Origin of the sequence: Ferrovibrio sp., assembly GCF_964218355.1 — a bacterium.
GTDB lineage: Bacteria > Pseudomonadota > Alphaproteobacteria > Ferrovibrionales > Ferrovibrionaceae > Ferrovibrio.
Window position 1 is genome coordinate 120,516 of sequence record NZ_CAXPMC010000007.1, and the last position, 16,042, is coordinate 136,557.

Annotated in this window: 16 protein-coding genes; 6 read left to right on the plus strand and 10 right to left on the minus strand. The window is 66.2% G+C overall.

The window, feature by feature from the left end:
- The first annotated feature begins 50 nt into the window (after positions 1-50).
- Positions 51-578: a molybdopterin-guanine dinucleotide biosynthesis protein B gene (gene mobB / locus ACEQZY_RS03185; protein ID WP_341702973.1), complete on the plus strand. Its 528-nt coding sequence runs from the start codon at positions 51-53 to the stop codon at positions 576-578.
- A complete protein-coding gene (gene glp, locus ACEQZY_RS03190; RefSeq protein WP_341702942.1) occupies positions 562-1,839 on the plus strand; it encodes a gephyrin-like molybdotransferase Glp in 1,278 nt (425 codons plus the stop codon). Before mobB ends, glp begins: the two co-directional genes overlap by 17 nt.
- A gap of 3 nt (positions 1,840-1,842) precedes the next feature.
- On the opposite strand, the gene ACEQZY_RS03195 is transcribed toward glp, so the two are convergent.
- The gene (locus ACEQZY_RS03195) at positions 1,843-3,282 is read right to left on the minus strand and encodes a hypothetical protein (protein WP_370152207.1); all 1,440 of its coding nucleotides are present in this window, start codon (positions 3,280-3,282) and stop codon (positions 1,843-1,845) included.
- Between the two features lie 154 nt (positions 3,283-3,436).
- On the minus strand, positions 3,437-3,901 hold the full coding sequence (gene hisI, locus ACEQZY_RS03200; protein ID WP_341702944.1) for a phosphoribosyl-AMP cyclohydrolase: 465 nt from the start codon (positions 3,899-3,901) through the stop codon (positions 3,437-3,439).
- Between the two features lie 125 nt (positions 3,902-4,026).
- Here hisI and ACEQZY_RS03205 point away from each other — a divergent pair, with 125 nt between their 5' ends.
- Complete coding sequence (locus ACEQZY_RS03205) at positions 4,027-4,485, plus strand: iron-sulfur cluster assembly scaffold protein (RefSeq protein ID WP_370152211.1); 459 nt, start codon at positions 4,027-4,029, stop codon at positions 4,483-4,485.
- Between the two features lie 10 nt (positions 4,486-4,495).
- On the opposite strand, the gene ACEQZY_RS03210 is transcribed toward ACEQZY_RS03205, so the two are convergent.
- From ACEQZY_RS03210 to ACEQZY_RS03240, 7 genes are all read right to left on the minus strand, one after another.
- Positions 4,496-4,921 (minus strand): SufE family protein, encoded by a 426-nt coding sequence (locus ACEQZY_RS03210; protein WP_341702946.1) that lies wholly within the window; start codon positions 4,919-4,921, stop codon positions 4,496-4,498.
- A 9-nt stretch (positions 4,922-4,930) separates the two neighbouring features.
- Positions 4,931-6,310: a cysteine--tRNA ligase gene (cysS, locus tag ACEQZY_RS03215; RefSeq protein ID WP_341702947.1), complete on the minus strand. Its 1,380-nt coding sequence runs from the start codon at positions 6,308-6,310 to the stop codon at positions 4,931-4,933.
- 109 nt (positions 6,311-6,419) lie between these two features.
- Positions 6,420-7,463: a flagellin gene (locus ACEQZY_RS03220; protein ID WP_341702948.1), complete on the minus strand. Its 1,044-nt coding sequence runs from the start codon at positions 7,461-7,463 to the stop codon at positions 6,420-6,422.
- A gap of 3 nt (positions 7,464-7,466) precedes the next feature.
- A complete protein-coding gene (gene flgK, locus ACEQZY_RS03225; RefSeq protein ID WP_341702949.1) occupies positions 7,467-8,882 on the minus strand; it encodes a flagellar hook-associated protein FlgK in 1,416 nt (471 codons plus the stop codon).
- Positions 8,883-8,977: 95 nt separating this feature from the next.
- Complete coding sequence (locus ACEQZY_RS03230) at positions 8,978-10,327, minus strand: flagellar hook protein FlgE (protein ID WP_341702950.1); 1,350 nt, start codon at positions 10,325-10,327, stop codon at positions 8,978-8,980.
- A 219-nt stretch (positions 10,328-10,546) separates the two neighbouring features.
- Positions 10,547-11,116, minus strand: coding sequence for a cob(I)yrinic acid a,c-diamide adenosyltransferase (locus ACEQZY_RS03235; RefSeq protein ID WP_370152216.1), 570 nt, complete (start codon positions 11,114-11,116; stop codon positions 10,547-10,549).
- Between the two features lie 10 nt (positions 11,117-11,126).
- Positions 11,127-11,315, minus strand: a complete 189-nt coding sequence (locus ACEQZY_RS03240; protein WP_341702952.1) for a twin transmembrane helix small protein — start codon at positions 11,313-11,315, stop codon at positions 11,127-11,129.
- A 242-nt stretch (positions 11,316-11,557) separates the two neighbouring features.
- On the opposite strand from ACEQZY_RS03240, the gene ACEQZY_RS03245 reads away from it, so the two are divergent.
- The 3 genes from ACEQZY_RS03245 to ACEQZY_RS03255 are packed head-to-tail and all read left to right on the plus strand — an operon-like array spanning position 11,558 to position 14,068.
- The gene (locus ACEQZY_RS03245) at positions 11,558-12,361 is read left to right on the plus strand and encodes an AraC family transcriptional regulator (protein WP_370152219.1); all 804 of its coding nucleotides are present in this window, start codon (positions 11,558-11,560) and stop codon (positions 12,359-12,361) included.
- Between the two features lie 45 nt (positions 12,362-12,406).
- Positions 12,407-13,126 carry an alanyl-tRNA editing protein gene (locus ACEQZY_RS03250; protein ID WP_341702954.1) on the plus strand — a complete coding sequence of 240 codons (720 nt, stop codon included), beginning with the start codon at positions 12,407-12,409 and terminating at the stop codon, positions 13,124-13,126.
- A 3-nt stretch (positions 13,127-13,129) separates the two neighbouring features.
- Positions 13,130-14,068, plus strand: coding sequence for a DMT family transporter (locus ACEQZY_RS03255; protein WP_370152222.1), 939 nt, complete (start codon positions 13,130-13,132; stop codon positions 14,066-14,068).
- Positions 14,069-14,322: 254 nt separating this feature from the next.
- On the opposite strand, the gene ACEQZY_RS03260 is transcribed toward ACEQZY_RS03255, so the two are convergent.
- A complete protein-coding gene (locus ACEQZY_RS03260; protein ID WP_341702956.1) occupies positions 14,323-16,026 on the minus strand; it encodes an acyl-CoA dehydrogenase family protein in 1,704 nt (567 codons plus the stop codon).
- Positions 16,027-16,042: the final 16 nt, after the last annotated feature.

Sequence of the window (16,042 nt, forward strand, 5' to 3'; positions counted from 1 at the left end):
TCGGCTTCCGGATGGATGGGCAGATGCACAGCAGCAAGAATGGCGGTGCCATGGCGGTGCTTGGCTTCGCCGGCTGGAGCGGTGCCGGCAAGACCACGCTGCTGACCGCGGTGCTTCCCGGCCTGGTTGGCCGCGGCCTGCGGGTCTCGACCATCAAGCATGCCCATCATGATTTCGACATCGACCGGCCTGGCAAGGATTCCTTCCGCCATCGCGAGGCGGGTGCCAGCGAGGTGCTGATCGGTTCCGGCCGGCGCTTCGCCCTGATGCACGAATATCGCGACGAAGCCGAGGCCGGCCTCGATGCGCTGCTGGCCCGGCTCAGCCCCGTCGACCTGGTGCTGGTCGAGGGTTTCAAATACGAACCGATCCCGAAGATCGAGGTCTGGCGGGCCGCTTCCGGCAAGCCGATGCTGCAGCCGGAAGATCCCCGCATCATCGCGGTTGCCGGCGACCGTCCGGTGGCCGGACTGCCGGTGCCCTGGCTGGATGCCGGTGCGCCGGAGACGGTGGTGGCCTTCATTGCCGACTGGCTGGATGGTCTTGCCGCAGGAAAGCGCCGTGGCGCGGCTGAATGACGATTGTTTTGCCGATGGCGGTGCGCTGACCCGCCTGGATGCGGCGCTGGCCCAGCTGCTGCAGCGCCTAGTGCCGCTGACGGAGATCGAGACCTGCCCGACCGGCCTGGCGGCGGGGCGGGCCCTGGCGGTGCCGCTGGCGGCGCGGCTGCCCCTGCCGCCGCAGGACAATGCCGCCGTGGACGGATATGCCGTCTATCATGCCGACCTGCTGCCAGGGGCGGCAACGCGGTTGCCGGTGATCGGCCGGGCCGCAGCCGGACATCCTTTTGCCGGCCTGCAGCCGCGCGGCGCCGCTGTCAAAATCCTGACCGGTGCGATGATGCCGGCTGCCGCCAGTGCCGGCGGCGGCCCCGATACCGTGCTGATGCAGGAGGATTGCAGCGAAACCGACGGCCATGTGGTGATCCCGCCCGGGATTGTGCCCGGCGCCAATTGCCGGCGGGCCGGCGAGGATGTTCGGCAGGGGGCGGAAATCCTGCCGGCCGGCCGCCGGCTGGCACCGGGCGATCTGGCGCTGGCCGCCGCGGCCGGCCATGCAGGGCTGCCGGTTTTCCGGCCCCTGCGTATTGCCCTGCTGTCGACCGGCGATGAGCTGCACGAAGCCGGCCAGCCATTGCCGGCCGGCGGTATCCACGATGCCAATCGCCCGTTGCTGGCGGCCCTGCTGTCGGGGATCGGCTGCCATGTCAGCGATCTCGGTATCCAGCCGGACCGCCAGGGGCATCTGGCCGGCCTGTTTGCCGAGGTATCGGCGACCCATGACGCGATCGTCACCTCCGGCGGCGTGTCGGGTGGCGAGGAAGATCACGTGAAGGCCGCCATTGCGGCAGCCGGTGGCCGGCTGCATGCGTGGCGGCTGGCGATCCGGCCGGGCAAACCGGTGGCACTGGGCCAGGTCGGTGCCGTGCCGGTGATCGGCCTGCCCGGCAATCCGGTGGCTGCGGCCCTGACCTTTGCCTTTTTTGCCGGTCCGCTGCTGCAGAAGCTGGGCGGCTATATACCGATGCCGCCGCGTGGGTTTGCGGTCCGTTCGGGCTTTCGCTGGGCCAAGCGGGCCGGGCTGCGCGAATGGCTGCGGGTTTCGCTCGAACCGGACGGGACGGGCGGCTGGCTGGCCCGCAAATATCCTGTGGACGGTGCCGGCATCCTGTCGTCGCTGGTACACAGCGACGGCGTGCTCGCCCTTGACGAAGACCGGAGCGGGCTGGAACCCGGAGAGACGGCGCTGTTTTACCCGTTCAGGGAACTCGGGCTCTAGCGGTCAGCTGCTGCCGATCTGGCGCAGGATGTGGTCTGGCTTCAGTGTTTCGGCGAAACCTGGGGTCTCGACGATCGGCGCCACCGCATCCCCCTCGATGAAGCTGAAGCCGGCGGCAATGGCCGTCGAAACGTCGTCGTGGCTGGAGGCAAAGGCCAGCACGGATTCCATCCGGTGCAGCGCGGCCCGTTTGGCGAAGCTCGACAGGAGGTTGAGCCGCTTGCCGATATCGACCTCATCCTGCGGAACCCAGGTCGAGAAGGTGTGGCAGCCGGTGGTGGCATAGAGATCGATCAGGCGGAAATCGGGCGCGATATGCAGCACGCGGGTGGCGCAGAAGGGCTGGATATAGGCCATCACCTCGGCGACACGGCTGGCGGGCGTGCCGGCCGGGATATTGTGGATTGCCATGCCGAGGAATTTCGAAATGCCGGCCGGGATCTCCTTCAGGCGGGCAAAATACACATCCCGCAGTTTCGATTGCGCCAGGGTATCGAAATTCACCGACATGATGGCGATGCCCTTGCGACCGCTGGTCAGCATGCGATGGACGCCGAGCAGGCCGGTGGTGAGCGTGTAGCGATCGAGGTGAAAGGGCAGTTCGGCCGGGTTCTCGAGGAACGGGTCGTCGATCTCCAGCGCCGGCCGGCCGGTCGGCACATGGATGACGGTCGAATGATAGATGTTGAAGGTCCGGCGCTTGATGCCGAAGGCGGGATAGAACCCGGCCTGGCATTCCTTGAGAAAGGCCGCGATGGTTTTCTTCTGGAACAGGCCGGCCAGCGACTGGTCGAGATCGGTCAGGTCTGGCCCGGCGCCGGTAACCGCCGGCCCGACCTGCGACAGGTCGGGATCGGCCTCGGCGCCCTGGTGGAAAAAGGTCACGCTGTCGTCCTGCGGTGCCGCCTCGGCGGCGGCGCGGACATAGTTGACCAGGTCCTGCAGCGATTCAACGCGCTGCAGGACCAGCTTGCGGTCAACTTCGGCCACGGTGGAAGAGACGATGATCTCGCGGTCGGCCGGCAATTCGCCGACCACCAGCTTCTGGACTTCGTCGGCGATCACCTTTGCCTTGAAAGCCGCTTCCTGCCGGCCCAGCCGGGTGAACAGGATCAGGTAATTCTCGTCATCGACCTTGTAATAGGCATCGGTGACGTCGAGCCGCCGCCGCAGGATTCCCTCGACGAGATGGAAAATCTGCTCGGCCCGGTCCGGCCATTGCGGGCCAAGCTCCTGCCGGATCGCGGCGAGGCCGATCAGCTGCATGGTGCCGGCCGGCAGCTTGCTCGGCAGCGCGGTGCCGGGCGCCAGCGGTCTGCGGCCACCACCCGAAGGCGTGGTTTCCGCCTGGGACCGGCGCGGCTGCGTGGCGGGGGCGTCGTCGTCCCCGAACAGCATGTTGCCGATCCGGCCCATGAAGGATTTTGACTGCTGGTTGCTCATGTCTCAAAAATATAGGCACGGCTGGTCCTGTCCATGGCAGAAATCGAGCCGCATACATGCTTATTTTACAGTAATGCCTCTGTCGCCCGCGTGCGCCGCACAAGAAAAAGCCCGGGGTGAACCCGGGCTTTCCCATATCACAGGACGCGGCAGATCAGAGAATGGTCGGGTTCGGCGCATCGCCATAGACCGCCTTCGGATCGAAGGCCTTCTCGGTCTCCTCGAATTTCAGCGCGACCGGCTTGTCGCCCGCCTGGCCGGTCGGTACCGAGCGGTAGAAGCAGGAGCGGTAGCCGACATGGCAGGAGGCATCGCCGGGGATTTTCACCCGCAGCCAGACCGCATCCTGATCATCGTCGATGCGCAGCTCGGCAACCTTCTGTACCAGGCCGGAGGTGGCACCCTTGTGCCACAGGACCTTGCGGCTGCGGCTCCAGTAATGTGCCTCGCCGGTTTCGATGGTGCGCGTCAGCGCCTCTGCATTCATGTAGCCCAGCATCAGGACTTCGCCGCTGTCGGCGTCGGTGGTCACACAGGGGATCAGGCCGTCAGCGTCGAATTTCGGCGCTAGGTCATGGCCTTCCTCGACCTGTTCCACGGATATGCGCTTGGCGAACACGGGCTTGCTCCTGTCCCGGCGGGCTGCCGGCCCCGGGGGCGGCAACAAGCCGGATTGCTCTTCAAAGATGGGCCGTTATATATCGTCGGGCGGCCCCTGCTTCAAGCCAAGCCGCCCGGAGCCCCATGCTGAACGCCCTGTATAATGAAAAAATCCTTGGTTTTGCGGCACATATTGGCCAGACCGAGCGCCTGCTGGCACCGGATGCGACGGTGACCCATCACAGCCCGCTCTGCGGCAGCCGCATCACCGTGGATGTCAGCCTCGGCCCCGATGGCCGCATCGCCGGCTATGGCCAGCAGGTCCGGGCCTGCGCGCTCGGCCAGGCGGCCGCCTCGATCCTGGGCCGGCATGTGCTGGGGCAGGATGCCGCCACCCTGCGGGAGCTGGCCGGCATTATGCGCCGCATGCTGAAGGAAGACGGGCCGCCGCCGGGCGCCGATTTCGCCGGCGGTGCCTTTGCCGATCTGGAAGTGCTGACCCCGGTGCGCGACCACAAGGCCCGGCACAATGCCGTGCTGCTGCCTTTCGAGGCGGTGGTGAAGGCCATCGACCAGATCGAGGCGGCGCGCGGCGCCGCATAGGCGCGATGGCTCAGGCGGCTTTCAGTTCCGCCCGGGCGACATTGCGGATCAGCGCGATCATGCCGTTCAGGCCGTTCACCCGGTTCGAGGTGATGTTCTCCCAGACCCCGATCCTGTCGAGGAAGTCCGGCGGCGTATCGACGATCTCCTGCGCCGTGCGGCCGGAATAGACCTTCAGCAGCAGGGCGATCAGTCCGGCGACGATCTCGGATTCGCTGCTGGCCTGGTAGTGGATGCGGCCATCGCGGGCTTCGCCATGCAGCCAGGCGCGGTTGATGCAGCCCTTGACCCGCCAGTCGTCAGTGCGCAATGCGTCCGGGTAGGGAGGCAGCGACCGGCCGAGATCGATCAGATACCGGTAGCGGTCCATCCAGTCGTCGAACAGCGCGAAATCCTCGATGATCTGCTGCTGGGTTTCCTGGATGCTCTCGCTCATGGCCGCCTCCTATGATGCCACGCGCCAGGTGGTTTCGCCGGCCTTGTCCTCCAGCAGGATGCCGCGCGCAGCCAGCGCGTCGCGGATGCGGTCGGATTCCGCCCAGTCCTTGCGGGCCCGGGCCGTGCGGCGTGCGGCAATCAGGTCTTCGATCTCGGCAACGTCCATGTCTGCCGCCACATTGCCCTTCAGCCAGGCGGCGGCATCCTGCTGCAGCAGGCCCAGCAGCCAGCCGGCGGCCAGCAGCTCGCCCTTCAGGCGGGCCCGCTCGGCCGCCCCGGTTGCCTTGTTGGCGGCATTGGCGATCTGGTGCAGTTCGGCCAGCGCCTTCGGTGTGTTGAGGTCGTCGGCCAGCGCGGCGAGGAAAGCCTCCGGCGCGGCACTGGCCGTCGCCTCGGCGTCCTTCAGACTGTCGAGAGTGCGATAGAGGCGGTCGAGCTGGGCTTTCGCCTCGCGCAGGCCGGCCTCGGTCCAGTCGAGCGGCTGCCGGTAATGCGCCGACAGCAGGGCCAGCCGGATCGCCTCGCCCGGCGCCTGCTTCAGCAGGTCGTGCACCAGCAGGACGTTGCCCACCGACTTCGACATCTTCTCGGCTTCGATATTGACGAAGCCGTTATGCATCCAGTAGCGGCTGAACAGGGCGCCCCCATGGGCGCAGGTGCTCTGGGCAATCTCGTTTTCGTGATGCGGAAAGACGAGGTCGTGGCCGCCGCCATGAATGTCGATGGTGCCGGCTCCGAGATTCTTCTCGATCATGGCCGAGCATTCGATGTGCCAGCCGGGCCGGCCGCGGCCCCAGGGGCTGTCCCAGCCCGGCAGGTCGGGCGGCGAAGGTTTCCAGAGGACGAAATCGGCCGCATCGCGTTTGTAGGGGGCGACTTCGACGCGGGCGCCGGCGATCATCTCGTCGCGGTCGCGACCCGACAACCGGCCATACGCGGCATAGGACGGCACATTGAACAGGACATGCCCCTCGGCTTCGTAGGCATGGCCATTGGCGATCAGGCGTCCGATCATGGCGACGATGGCATCGATATGTTCGGTCACCTTCGGCTCGAGCACCGGCGGCAGCGCGCCCAGCGCGCTCATATCCTCGCGATAGACGGCATGGTACCGCGCCGTGATGGTGCCGATCGGCACGCCTTCCTTCTGTGCGGCGGCATTGATCTTGTCGTCGACGTCGGTGACGTTGCGGGCATAGATGACCCGCGGGTAGATGCGGCCGAGCAGACGGTACAGCGTGTCGAACACGACGACCGGGCGGGCGTTGCCGATATGGGCGTAGTTGTAGACGGTCGGGCCGCAGACATACATCGTCACCCGCTGCGGATCCTGCGGGATGAAGGGTTCCTTGCTGCGGGTCAGCGTGTTGTAGATCTGAATCTGCATGGCCGGGCCAGTCTCCATGGCCCGGAATATAAGACAAGCGCGGTGAATCGCAACCGGCCGGCGGATGCCAAAAGCACCCGTCCGGCGCGGAAAACCCCGGGGGAATGCCTCAGCGCAGGAAATTGACCAGCGAGAGCTGCAGGCTGTCGCGGGTAATCACATAGCTGGCTTCGAGCGAGGTCTGCAGGTTCTTGATGTTGACCGAAACCTCGCCGATATCGACATTCTCGATGGCGCCGATCCGGACCTTCAGGACATCCAGCGAGCGGTCGTGACGCTCCTGCACCTCCTTCAGCTGCTGCTGCTTGTAGCCGTTGCGCGAGGCAATGGTCTTCAGGCTGGTAATCGCCGTTTCCAGCTGGGCGCGGGCATCGTCGACGCGGACCGTATAGTTCGGGCCGTTGCCGGCGATGTCCTGGGTGGCATCGCGGAAGCGGATCATGGCATCGACGAGCTGCTGGAAGGCCGGCTCGGCGGCCGAGACGCCATAGCTGACCAGCTCGTTGTCATCCGAATAGAGGGTGACGCCCTGGTAATTGAAGGTGTTGGCGAGAGTGCCGGTGGTGCCGAGATAGAAATTCGCCGCAGCCGCATAGGGAGCCGGCGGGTAGGCGCCGGCATTGGCGGCGGCGGCGAAGGGCACCGGATAGCCCGCGGCGCCGGGCACGGCATTGGCGGCATAGGTGGTGGCCAGCTGCGACAGCTGGCCGTTGATCGGCGTAATGGTGTAATCGGTGCCACCGAACAGGAAGCGTTCGCCGTCCTTGGTCTGCAGCAGGCTGCCGACCTGGTCCATCAGGGTTTCGATCTGCACCCGCGGCGCCGCCGTGGCGGCGAAGAAGGGGTCGCGGGTCTTGATCATCAGGTCTTTCGCCTCGGTGGCGAGGTCGATGATCTTCTCGATGCCGACGGCATAGAGGCCGACGCGGTTCTGTGCCGTCTGCACACCGGACTTGTAATTGTTGACGGAACCGAGATCGGCCTTGAGCTGACTGAGTTCAAGTGCGCGCTGCGACACGCCGATCAGGCCGTCTGCATAGCGACCAGAGCCGAGCTGCTCGTTCTGCCGGGCCAGTTGCAGGTTCAGCTGCCGGATGTTGCGGGTGAAGGTGAACTGCTGGGCCAGCTGGGTGGTGCCGGTGACTGCAACCATAACTTACCTCCCGATGTTGACGAGAACGTCGAACATCTGCGTGACGGTGTTCATGACGTTGGCCAGGGCTGCGTAGTTGTTCTGCAGAACCTGCAGATGGGCAAGCTCGTCGTCGATGCTGACGCCAACGAGATTGCGGAAGTTGGTTTCGATGGCCGCGCTCTGGCGTTCGGCAGTATCGCGGGCGGACTCGTTTTCCGAGGCGTTGCGGGCGTGATAGGCCAGCACGCCGCTGCCGAGGCCGAAGATATTCACGTTGGCCACCACCAGACCGTTCGGATCCGCCGCACGGTTGACCTGGGCGGCGGTCAGGGTGGTGTTGCGCATCGCCTGCTGAACGGCGCCGGCGCGGGCCGCGTTCAGGTTGGTCGGCGTCGTCTGCAGGGCGGCCAGCACCGCGATGTCGCCGGCTTCGAAATTGGCGGTCGGCGTGGCGAAGAACTGCTCGACGGCGCCGGTCGCCGGGTCGTCATAGGCATTGTTGACCACGGTAACCAGGTTGGCGGCGAAGGTATCCAGCTGGTTGAAGAACTTCTGCAGGGTGCCGACATTGGGGTCGGAGCTGGCCAGGGCCGTCGCGCTGGTGTCGAGGTAATTGAAGCTGGCGCGGATCGAGCCGGTCTGGAAGCCCTGGTTCAGGACATTGGTGCCGCCGACATTGGTGATCTCGTTGGTGCCTGTATTGTAGGTGAACTGCTGAGCCACGGTGCCGACGATCTGCACGCCGGCCTCCGTGTAGACGAAGACTTCGCCGCGGTTGTTCTGGAGAGTCCGGATGCCGACCTTGTCCGCCAGCTTGGCGATTTCCGCATCGCGCAGGTCTTCCAGCTCGCCGACATCGCCATTGCCCGATTTCTGCGAGGCGATCTGGCTGTTCAGTTTGGCGATCTGCACGGCGGCTTCGTTGATCGCATTGATCTCGGTCAGGATATTCTGGCGGGCGCGGTTCTGCAGCTGCGACTGCAGCCCGTTCACGCGCCGGATTTCGGCGGTCAGTTCGTTGCCGCGCAGCACGACCTGGTTGCGCAGATCGGTGTCTTCCGGAGTGGCCTCGAGCTGCTTCCAGGCATCTTCGAAGCGGGTCAGCATTGCCATCAGGGTCGGCTGCTCGCCGGTGGTGACCGTGGCATCCAGCGATTCCGCCAGTTCCTTGGCGTAGCCGAGCTGGGCTTCCAGCTCGCCGAAATTGGCCTGTGCCTTGTAGAAATCCTGCTGCACCTCGGGAGCGGTGACGCGGGTGACGCTGGCAATCAGGGCGGCCTGGGGATAACCGTCGGCGGCCGGGGTGGTCAGCGCGGCGACCTTGCGCGAGTAGGACGGGTTCTGCGCATTCGAGACATTGCCGGAAACCAGGCGCGTCTGATTCTGCAGGGTCTGCAGGCCAATCACGGCGGTATTCAGTGCGGCGCTCAGCGACATGGCTCGGTTCCTTTGCGGGGGGCGGCGGGGCCTTCTGTCCCGCCGCGGGTCCTGGTGCTGCCCGACGGCTGGGCCGTCCGGCAGTCAGGTCACGCCTAGCGGCGGATGTTGATGGTTTCCTGCAACAGTTCGTCGGAGGCGGTGATCAGCCGGGCATTGGCCGAGTAGATGCGCTGGGCGACGATCAGTTTGGAAAACTCCTCGGCGATGTCGACATTCGACTGTTCGATGGCTGCCGAGACATAGTCGCCTGCTCCGCTGGATCCGGACTGGCCGAGCACGGCGGCGCCGGAATTTGGCGTTTCCACGAAGGCGTTGCCGGCCACGCGGTCCAACTCGGTCGGGTCGCGGAAGCGGGCCACCGGGATCTGGTAGAACTGCTTGACGTTGCCGTTGTCGAAGGTGACCGAGACAAAGCCGTCCTGGTCGATCGACAGGCTCTTGAAGTTGCCCTGCGGCACGCCGTTCTGGCTGAAGTCGTTCAGGGTAAGCGTATCGCCGGCATACTGGGTGGTGCCGATCGAGTTGCCGTAGGAGCCGAGGTCGAGGCGGATCGCCTGGGCCCCGGAGCCGTAATTCAGGGTGAAACTGAAGGAAGCGTCGTCGTTGATCGCACCGGCGGTGGAGCCGGTCAGGCCGCCAGCCGTGGTCAGCGCCGAGATCGTGCCGGGGTCGGTCACCGTGGCACCGAGGGTGCCGCCGAAAACGACCGTGGCCGGGCCGAGAGCGACGGTTGCGCCTGCGAAGCTGGAGCCGGATGCGCCGACTTCCAGGGTCCAGGTGTTGGTGCCGATACGGGTCCAGGTCAGATCGAGCGTGCGGGCATTGCCCAGGGCATCGAAAATCTGGATCGAACTGGCCGGCAGCGTGGCGGGCACGGTGCCGGTGGTGTTGGTGGCATTGGACGGCAGGTTGGCGGCATAGTCGACGATGCTGGAAGCCACGGGAGCATCCAGCAGGTTGGACACGCGCACCTCGGTGGTGGTCGAGGTATCGACCACGCCGGTTACCGGGTCGATCGACCAGCCACGCAGGAAGTAGCCCGACGAGTTGACCAGATAGCCGTCGTCATTCTGGTTGAAGTCGCCGACACGGGTGAAATACCCGGTGGTCTCGAAGGTCGGCAGGCCGGTATTGCCGTCGGTGCCGTTTTTCTTTGAGACCGGGATGAAGCCGGCGCCGACGATGGCGATCGACGTGGTCGAGGAGACCTGCTGGATCGAGCCCTGTGTGTTGTTGGCGAAGAAGGGCTGGTTGATCGCGCCGCCCGGCGAATGGGTGTTCGCCTGCGCACTCGAACTGGTGATCAGGGTCTGGAACCGCGATTCGACCTTTTTGTAGCCGATGGTGCCGGCATTCGCGACGTTGTCCGAAATGAAGCTGATCGCGGTCGACTGGCCGTTCAGGCCGGTAATCGCGGTCTGCATTGCGCCACTGATCGTCATAACACTGCCTCCTGGCTGGAAACCGATTTGGCCCATACAGAGCAAGCCGCGTGCCAAAGACCTTGGCACATTTCAAGATATTGATATTCCTGCTTTTTCACATGGATGACGGGAGCCGGCCTGGCGGCAGCTTCTGCCGCCGGGCTGCAAAGGACAGGGCGGACCGGCAGAAATTGCCGGGCGTGGAAGGGACGGACAGGGCGGAAATAAGCGGCCGGATCAGCCGCGGTTGAGCCCCGGCACCCACAGGACGTCGCCGATGCCGTCCTGGTTGGCGTGGCGGCTGGCGACGAACAGGTGATCGGACAGCCGGTTGATATAGGCGAGCGCCGCCGGGTTGATGGTCTCGGCATCCTGCAGGGCGGTGACCAGCCGTTCGGCGCGGCGGACGATTGTGCGGGCCAGATGCAGATGAGCAGCGACCGGGCTGCCGCCGGGCAGGACGAAGGAGGTCAGCGGCGACAGCCGGGCATTGAGCGCGTCGATTTCGGCTTCCAGCCGGTCGACCTGGACCTGGGCGACCCGCAGGGGGCGGCGGCGGGATTCCTCGTCTTCGGGGGTGGACAGGTCGGCGCCAAGGTCGAACAGGTCGTTCTGGATGCGCGACAGCATGGCATCCAGGTCGCTGCCGGCGGTATGCAGCCGCGCCAACCCAATGGTGGCATTGGCTTCGTCGACGGCGCCATAGGCTTCGACCCGCAGGTCATGCTTGGGCACCCGCTCGCCGTTGCCCAGCGATGTCATGCCTTTGTCGCCGCCGCGGGTATAGATACGATCCAGCTTGACCATGGCGCGTATCTCAGCCGCGGAAGGCGAAGCTGGCCACCGCGATCAGGATGATGGCGATGAACTGCAGCAGGATGCGCAGGCGCATCAGCTTGTTGGAATAGGAGCGGTTGAAGCTGCCGCCCCGGAACAGGGAATAGATGCCGACGCAGAGCACCAGGAAGGTGCCGACGGCAAAGACCGGGATCAGGGTGTGGATCATCTGTTCCATGCCGGCAGGATACCGCGCCGGCGCTTCTGCTCCAACCATTCCACGGAGGGGGCGGGTGCGCGGCAATCCGTCGCGCCCTGTGCCGGTGGTCTGCGCCATCTATACCCGAGATCGGGGTAAATCCCCTCTGGCCGCCATTGCTGGCCGCCTCTATCCTGACCGTGAAGGAGGCGGCAACCGCAATGCTACGCAGTGAATCCCGCAATACGGCCCGTTTCTGGCTGTCCCCGGCCATGCCCGGGTTGAGTCTGCTGCAGGCCGATTTCACCGCCCATGACTATGCGCCGCACAGCCATGACGCCCTGGTTGTGGCGGTGACCGAGATGGGCGGTGCCGAATTCACCAGCCGGGGCTGCACGGAGGAGGCGCGGGAGAACGTGCTGCTCGTCTTCAACCCGGGCGAGCCGCATTCGGGGCGCATGGCGCGCAGCCGCCGCTGGCGGTACCGCTCCCTGTATCTCGACCAGGCAGCGCTTGCCGGGATCGGCCGGCTTGTCGGCGTCGAGGCCGCTCCGTATTTCAATGCCAACCTGTACCGGGATGCGGGTCTGATCGATGCCTTCCTGCGGCTGCATGCTGTCCTTGAGGGGGAGGGCGGTGGTGCGGGGCTGGAGGGGCAGGAATTGCTGGCCGAGTGCTTCGGCCTGTTGCTGCGGCGGCATGGCAGCCGGCGGGAGCATGCGATCGCCGGGGACCCGCGTGACGAGAAGCTGTTCCGGCGGCTGGTGACGGTCATGCATGACCGTCATGCCGAACGGCTGGTTCTCCAGGACCTGGCAGATATTGCCGGCCTGACCCCGTTCCAGCTGATCCGCCTGTTCCGCAAAATGTCGGGGCTTACCCCGCACGCCTATCTGACCCAGATCCGCCTTGCCGTGGCGCTGGACCTTCTGAAGGCCCGCCGGCCGATTGCGGAGGTGGCCCTGGCCGCCGGCTTTTTCGACCAGAGCGCACTCAACCGGCATTGCCGCCGGGCCCTCGGCATCACGCCACGGCAATATATGGTTGCCCAGGCGGCGCGCAATTTTTGCCAATAAGCCGCCGGTCGGGCTTGGCATGCTTCTCCCGGCAAGGAGAAGGCAATGGCCCGTTATGTCTGTCACGAATATCCCGACCTGATGCAGATGGAGACCCGGGTGCTGGATGCCCGGCCCGGTGCCGTGCTGCTGGAGGCCAGCCCGTTCTATCCCGGCGGCGGCGGCCAGCTGCCGGACCGGGGCCTGCTGCGCTGGGCCGGGGGAGAGGCGGCGGTTGGCGGCTTCGAGGACCATGACGGGCAGTTCTGGGTCCGGCTGCAGTCGGATGCCGTCGTGTCCGGTGGCGTGGCGGCTGTGGTCGACCCGGCCTTCCGGCAGATGATGCGCGAACTGCATACCGACCTGCATATCCTCAATGCCCTCGTCTTCGCAGCCTTCGATGGGGCGCTGGTGACCGGGGTGCAGATGAATGACGACGGCACGGCGCGGATCGATTTCGACCTGCCCGATGCCGACAACGACCGCCTGCGGGCGCTGGAGCCGGCCGTCAACGACGCTATCCGGCAGGATCTGCCGGTGCTGGAAAACTATGTCGGCCTGGACCGGGCGCGGGAGGAGAAAGGCCTGCTGCGCTCCCGCTCGGTGGCGCCGCCGCCGACCGAAGACGGCCTGGTCCGCATCATCGAGATCGCGGGCCTGGACCGGCAGGCCTGCGGCGGCACGCATCTGGCCGCCACGGGTGCCTCGCGACCGGTGCGGATCCTCAAGATCGAGAACAAGGGCCGGCATAACCGCCGCATCCGGATCGGCCTCGACGGGCGCTAGGCCATGCCCCGCTGGCTGCAGGCCGTCTGGACCCGCCCGGTGCTGCTGCTTTGGCTGCCGCCGGCATTCTGGGCCGGCAATCTGGTGATCGGTCGCGCCGTCAGCCAGACCATGCCGCCGGTTTCGCTGGCAGTCGGCCGCTGGCTGGTGGCCCTGCTGCTGCTGCTGCCGTTCGTCGCGCCGGCGATGTGGCGGCAGCGTGCCCTGCTGTGGCGGCACCGCTGGCTGATCGCCCTGTGTGGCGGCTTCGGTATTGCCGGCTACAACGCGCTGGCCTATGTCGCCCTGCAGACCAGCCCGGCAGCCAATGTCGCCTTTCTCAACTCGACGCTGCCGCTGATGATCCCGCTGGTCGCAATGGGGCTGGGCCGCGAGCCGGTTGGGCTCCGGGTGCTGGTTGCCGTCGTCATTTCCTTTGCCGGGGTCGCCTGGATCGTGGCGAGAGGCAGCTGGGCGGCCCTGCTGGCTCTGCAGCTGGCGCCGGGCGACCTGCTGGTGCTGCTGGCGGTGCTGAATTATGCCCTGTATTCGGTGTTGCTGCGCCGCCGGCCGGCCGGGCTGGATGCGCTGGTCTTTCTGGCGGCCTGCATGGCCGCCGGCCTCACGGTGCTGCTGCCCTTCTGGATCTGGGAACTGGCGCACGGAGCCCGGCTGCCGATCAATGCCGCGGCGGCCGGTGCCGTACTCTATATCGGGGTGTTCGCCTCGCTGCTGGCCTTCATCCTGTGGAACCACTGCGTCGCGCGGCTGGGCGCCACGGTGACCGGCATTTCGTTCCACCTGGTTGCCGTGTTTACCGCCCTGCTGGCCTGGCTGCTGCTTGGCGAACCGATCCGCGGCTTCCATGTTGCCGGCATCGGCCTGATCCTGTCCGGCTTCCTGCTGGCGACGGTGTCACCGCATGTCTTCCGCCGTGCCGTGCCGCAGCAGCCGTCGTCCTGATCCGGCCATGCCCCGGACCGCAGGCTGCAACAGGATCGCCGCCACGCTGCAGGAACGGAGCGATGCCGAGCGGCGGCGCCTGCTGGAGGCGGGTGCCGTCGTGATGGTGCCCTGGCCGGGCGACCGGGATGCGGTAGATCGGGATGAGGAGGACCGGGATGCGGCCGCCCCGGCTGTGGATCACCGGAAGGCCGGCACCGGAGGTCCGCACCGAAGTCCGGCCGCAACCGGGCCGGCCCGGAGAACATGCCGGCCTAGCCGTTGCGCTGTTCCAGCAGGCGGCGGGCGATCACCTGGGCCTGGATTTCGGCGGCACCCTCGAAAATGTTGAGGATACGGGCGTCGCACAGCACGCGGCTGATCGGATATTCCTCGGCATAGCCGTTGCCGCCATGCACCTGCAGGGCGTTGTCGGCATTGGCCCAGGCAATGCGGGCGGCCAGCAGCTTGGCCATGCCGGCCTCAAGGTCGCAGCGGTGGCCTTCGTCCTTCTCGCGAGCGGCGAAATAGCAGAGCTGGCGCGCCATCATGGTCTCGACCGCCATCCAGGCGATCTTGCCGTGCACGCGCGGGAAGCTGTAGATCGGCTTACCGAACTGCTGCCGCTCGGTGGCATATTTCAGGCCGAGTTCCAGCGCGCATTGCGCGACACCGAGCGCGCGGGCCCCGGTCTGGATGCGGGCACTCTCGAAGGTCTCCATCAGCTGCTTGAAGCCCTGGCCTTCCTTGCCGCCCAGCAGGTTCTCTGTCTTCACGGCGAAACCGTCGAAGCCGATCTCGTATTCCTTCATGCCGCGATAGCCGAGCACCTCGATCTCGCCGCCGGTCATGCCCTCGGCCGGGAAGGGATTGGCGTCGTCGCCGCGCGGCTTCTCGGCGAGGAACATGGAGAGGCCCTTGTAGCCCTTCTCGTTCGGATCGGTGCGGGCCAGCAGCGTCATCAGGTCAGTGCGGGCGGCATGGGTGATCCAGGTCTTGTTGCCGGTCACCCTGTAGACATCGCCGTCCTTCACCGCGCGGGTGCGCAGGGAACCGAGATCCGAACCCGTATTCGGCTCGGTGAAGACGGCGGTGGGCAGAATCTCGCCCGAGGCCAGTTTCGGCAACCACTTTTTCCGCTGCTCCTCGGTGCCGCCGCACATGATCAGCTCGGCGGCGATCTCGGCGCGGGTGCCCAGCGAGCCGACGCCGATATAGGCGCGGCTCAGCTCCTCGGAAACCACGCACATGGCCATCTTGCCAAGCCCGTGGCCGCCGAATTCCTCTGGAATGGTCAGGCCGAAGACCCCGAGTTCGGCCATCTCCTGCACGACCTCCATCGGGATGAACTCGTCGCGGCGGTGCCAGTCATGGGCGAAGGGAGCCACCTTGTCCTCGCCGAAACGGCGGAACTGCTCGCGGACCATGGCCATGGTCTCGTCCAGCCCGGTTGCGCCGAAATCGCCGGTGGCGAGGCCATCCTCAATCAGGGCGGCGATGCGGCTGCGCACCGCCGGGGTATTTCCGCGCGCGGTCAGCAGCGCCACTTCGGCGACCTGCAGCAGGGCCTGCTGTGCCTCGGCCGGCACGCCCATATCCGACAGCCGGCAGATTTCCACCTGGCTCATCGGGATGCCGCCGGCGATCTGCGAGAGATACTCGCCGAAACCGGCCTGCAGGATCAGCTGCTCCAGTTCCCGCAGGCCGCCTTCTTCCTGCAGCCGTTCGGCCCAGTGCAGGGTTTCCTTCAGGGTCGCTATATAGGTGGCCAGCCAGGACAGGCCATGGCTGGCAAACTGCTCCCCCTCCAGTTTGGCAGCATCGATCCGGCCATCGGCCCCGCGGATCAGCTGGGCCACCGAAGCCGTGGCCGTGCCGAGCAGCTGTTCGGCCGCCTTCAGTGCGGTGCCGCAGGCGGGGATCAGGCCGGCGATGATCAGGCTGTCGGAGGTATCGGACAGTTTCGGGGCAGCAGACATGGCGGTCGCTCGCAAT

Coding starts and splice junctions, on each gene's coding strand:
- mobB (WP_341702973.1), top strand. CDS start 51: ATGGCGGTGCTTGGCTTCGCCGGCTGGAGCGGTGCCGGCAAGACCACG.
- ACEQZY_RS03195 (WP_370152207.1), bottom strand. CDS start 3,282: ATGAGCAACCAGCAGTCAAAATCCTTCATGGGCCGGATCGGCAACATG.
- ACEQZY_RS03205 (WP_370152211.1), top strand. CDS start 4,027: ATGCTGAACGCCCTGTATAATGAAAAAATCCTTGGTTTTGCGGCACAT.
- ACEQZY_RS03210 (WP_341702946.1), bottom strand. CDS start 4,921: ATGAGCGAGAGCATCCAGGAAACCCAGCAGCAGATCATCGAGGATTTC.
- cysS (WP_341702947.1), bottom strand. CDS start 6,310: ATGCAGATTCAGATCTACAACACGCTGACCCGCAGCAAGGAACCCTTC.
- ACEQZY_RS03220 (WP_341702948.1), bottom strand. CDS start 7,463: ATGGTTGCAGTCACCGGCACCACCCAGCTGGCCCAGCAGTTCACCTTC.
- flgK (WP_341702949.1), bottom strand. CDS start 8,882: ATGTCGCTGAGCGCCGCACTGAATACCGCCGTGATTGGCCTGCAGACC.
- ACEQZY_RS03230 (WP_341702950.1), bottom strand. CDS start 10,327: ATGACGATCAGTGGCGCAATGCAGACCGCGATTACCGGCCTGAACGGC.
- ACEQZY_RS03235 (WP_370152216.1), bottom strand. CDS start 11,116: ATGGTCAAGCTGGATCGTATCTATACCCGCGGCGGCGACAAAGGCATG.
- ACEQZY_RS03240 (WP_341702952.1), bottom strand. CDS start 11,315: ATGATCCACACCCTGATCCCGGTCTTTGCCGTCGGCACCTTCCTGGTG.
- ACEQZY_RS03245 (WP_370152219.1), top strand. CDS start 11,558: ATGCCCGGGTTGAGTCTGCTGCAGGCCGATTTCACCGCCCATGACTAT.
- ACEQZY_RS03250 (WP_341702954.1), top strand. CDS start 12,407: ATGGCCCGTTATGTCTGTCACGAATATCCCGACCTGATGCAGATGGAG.
- ACEQZY_RS03255 (WP_370152222.1), top strand. CDS start 13,130: ATGCCCCGCTGGCTGCAGGCCGTCTGGACCCGCCCGGTGCTGCTGCTT.
- ACEQZY_RS03260 (WP_341702956.1), bottom strand. CDS start 16,026: ATGTCTGCTGCCCCGAAACTGTCCGATACCTCCGACAGCCTGATCATC.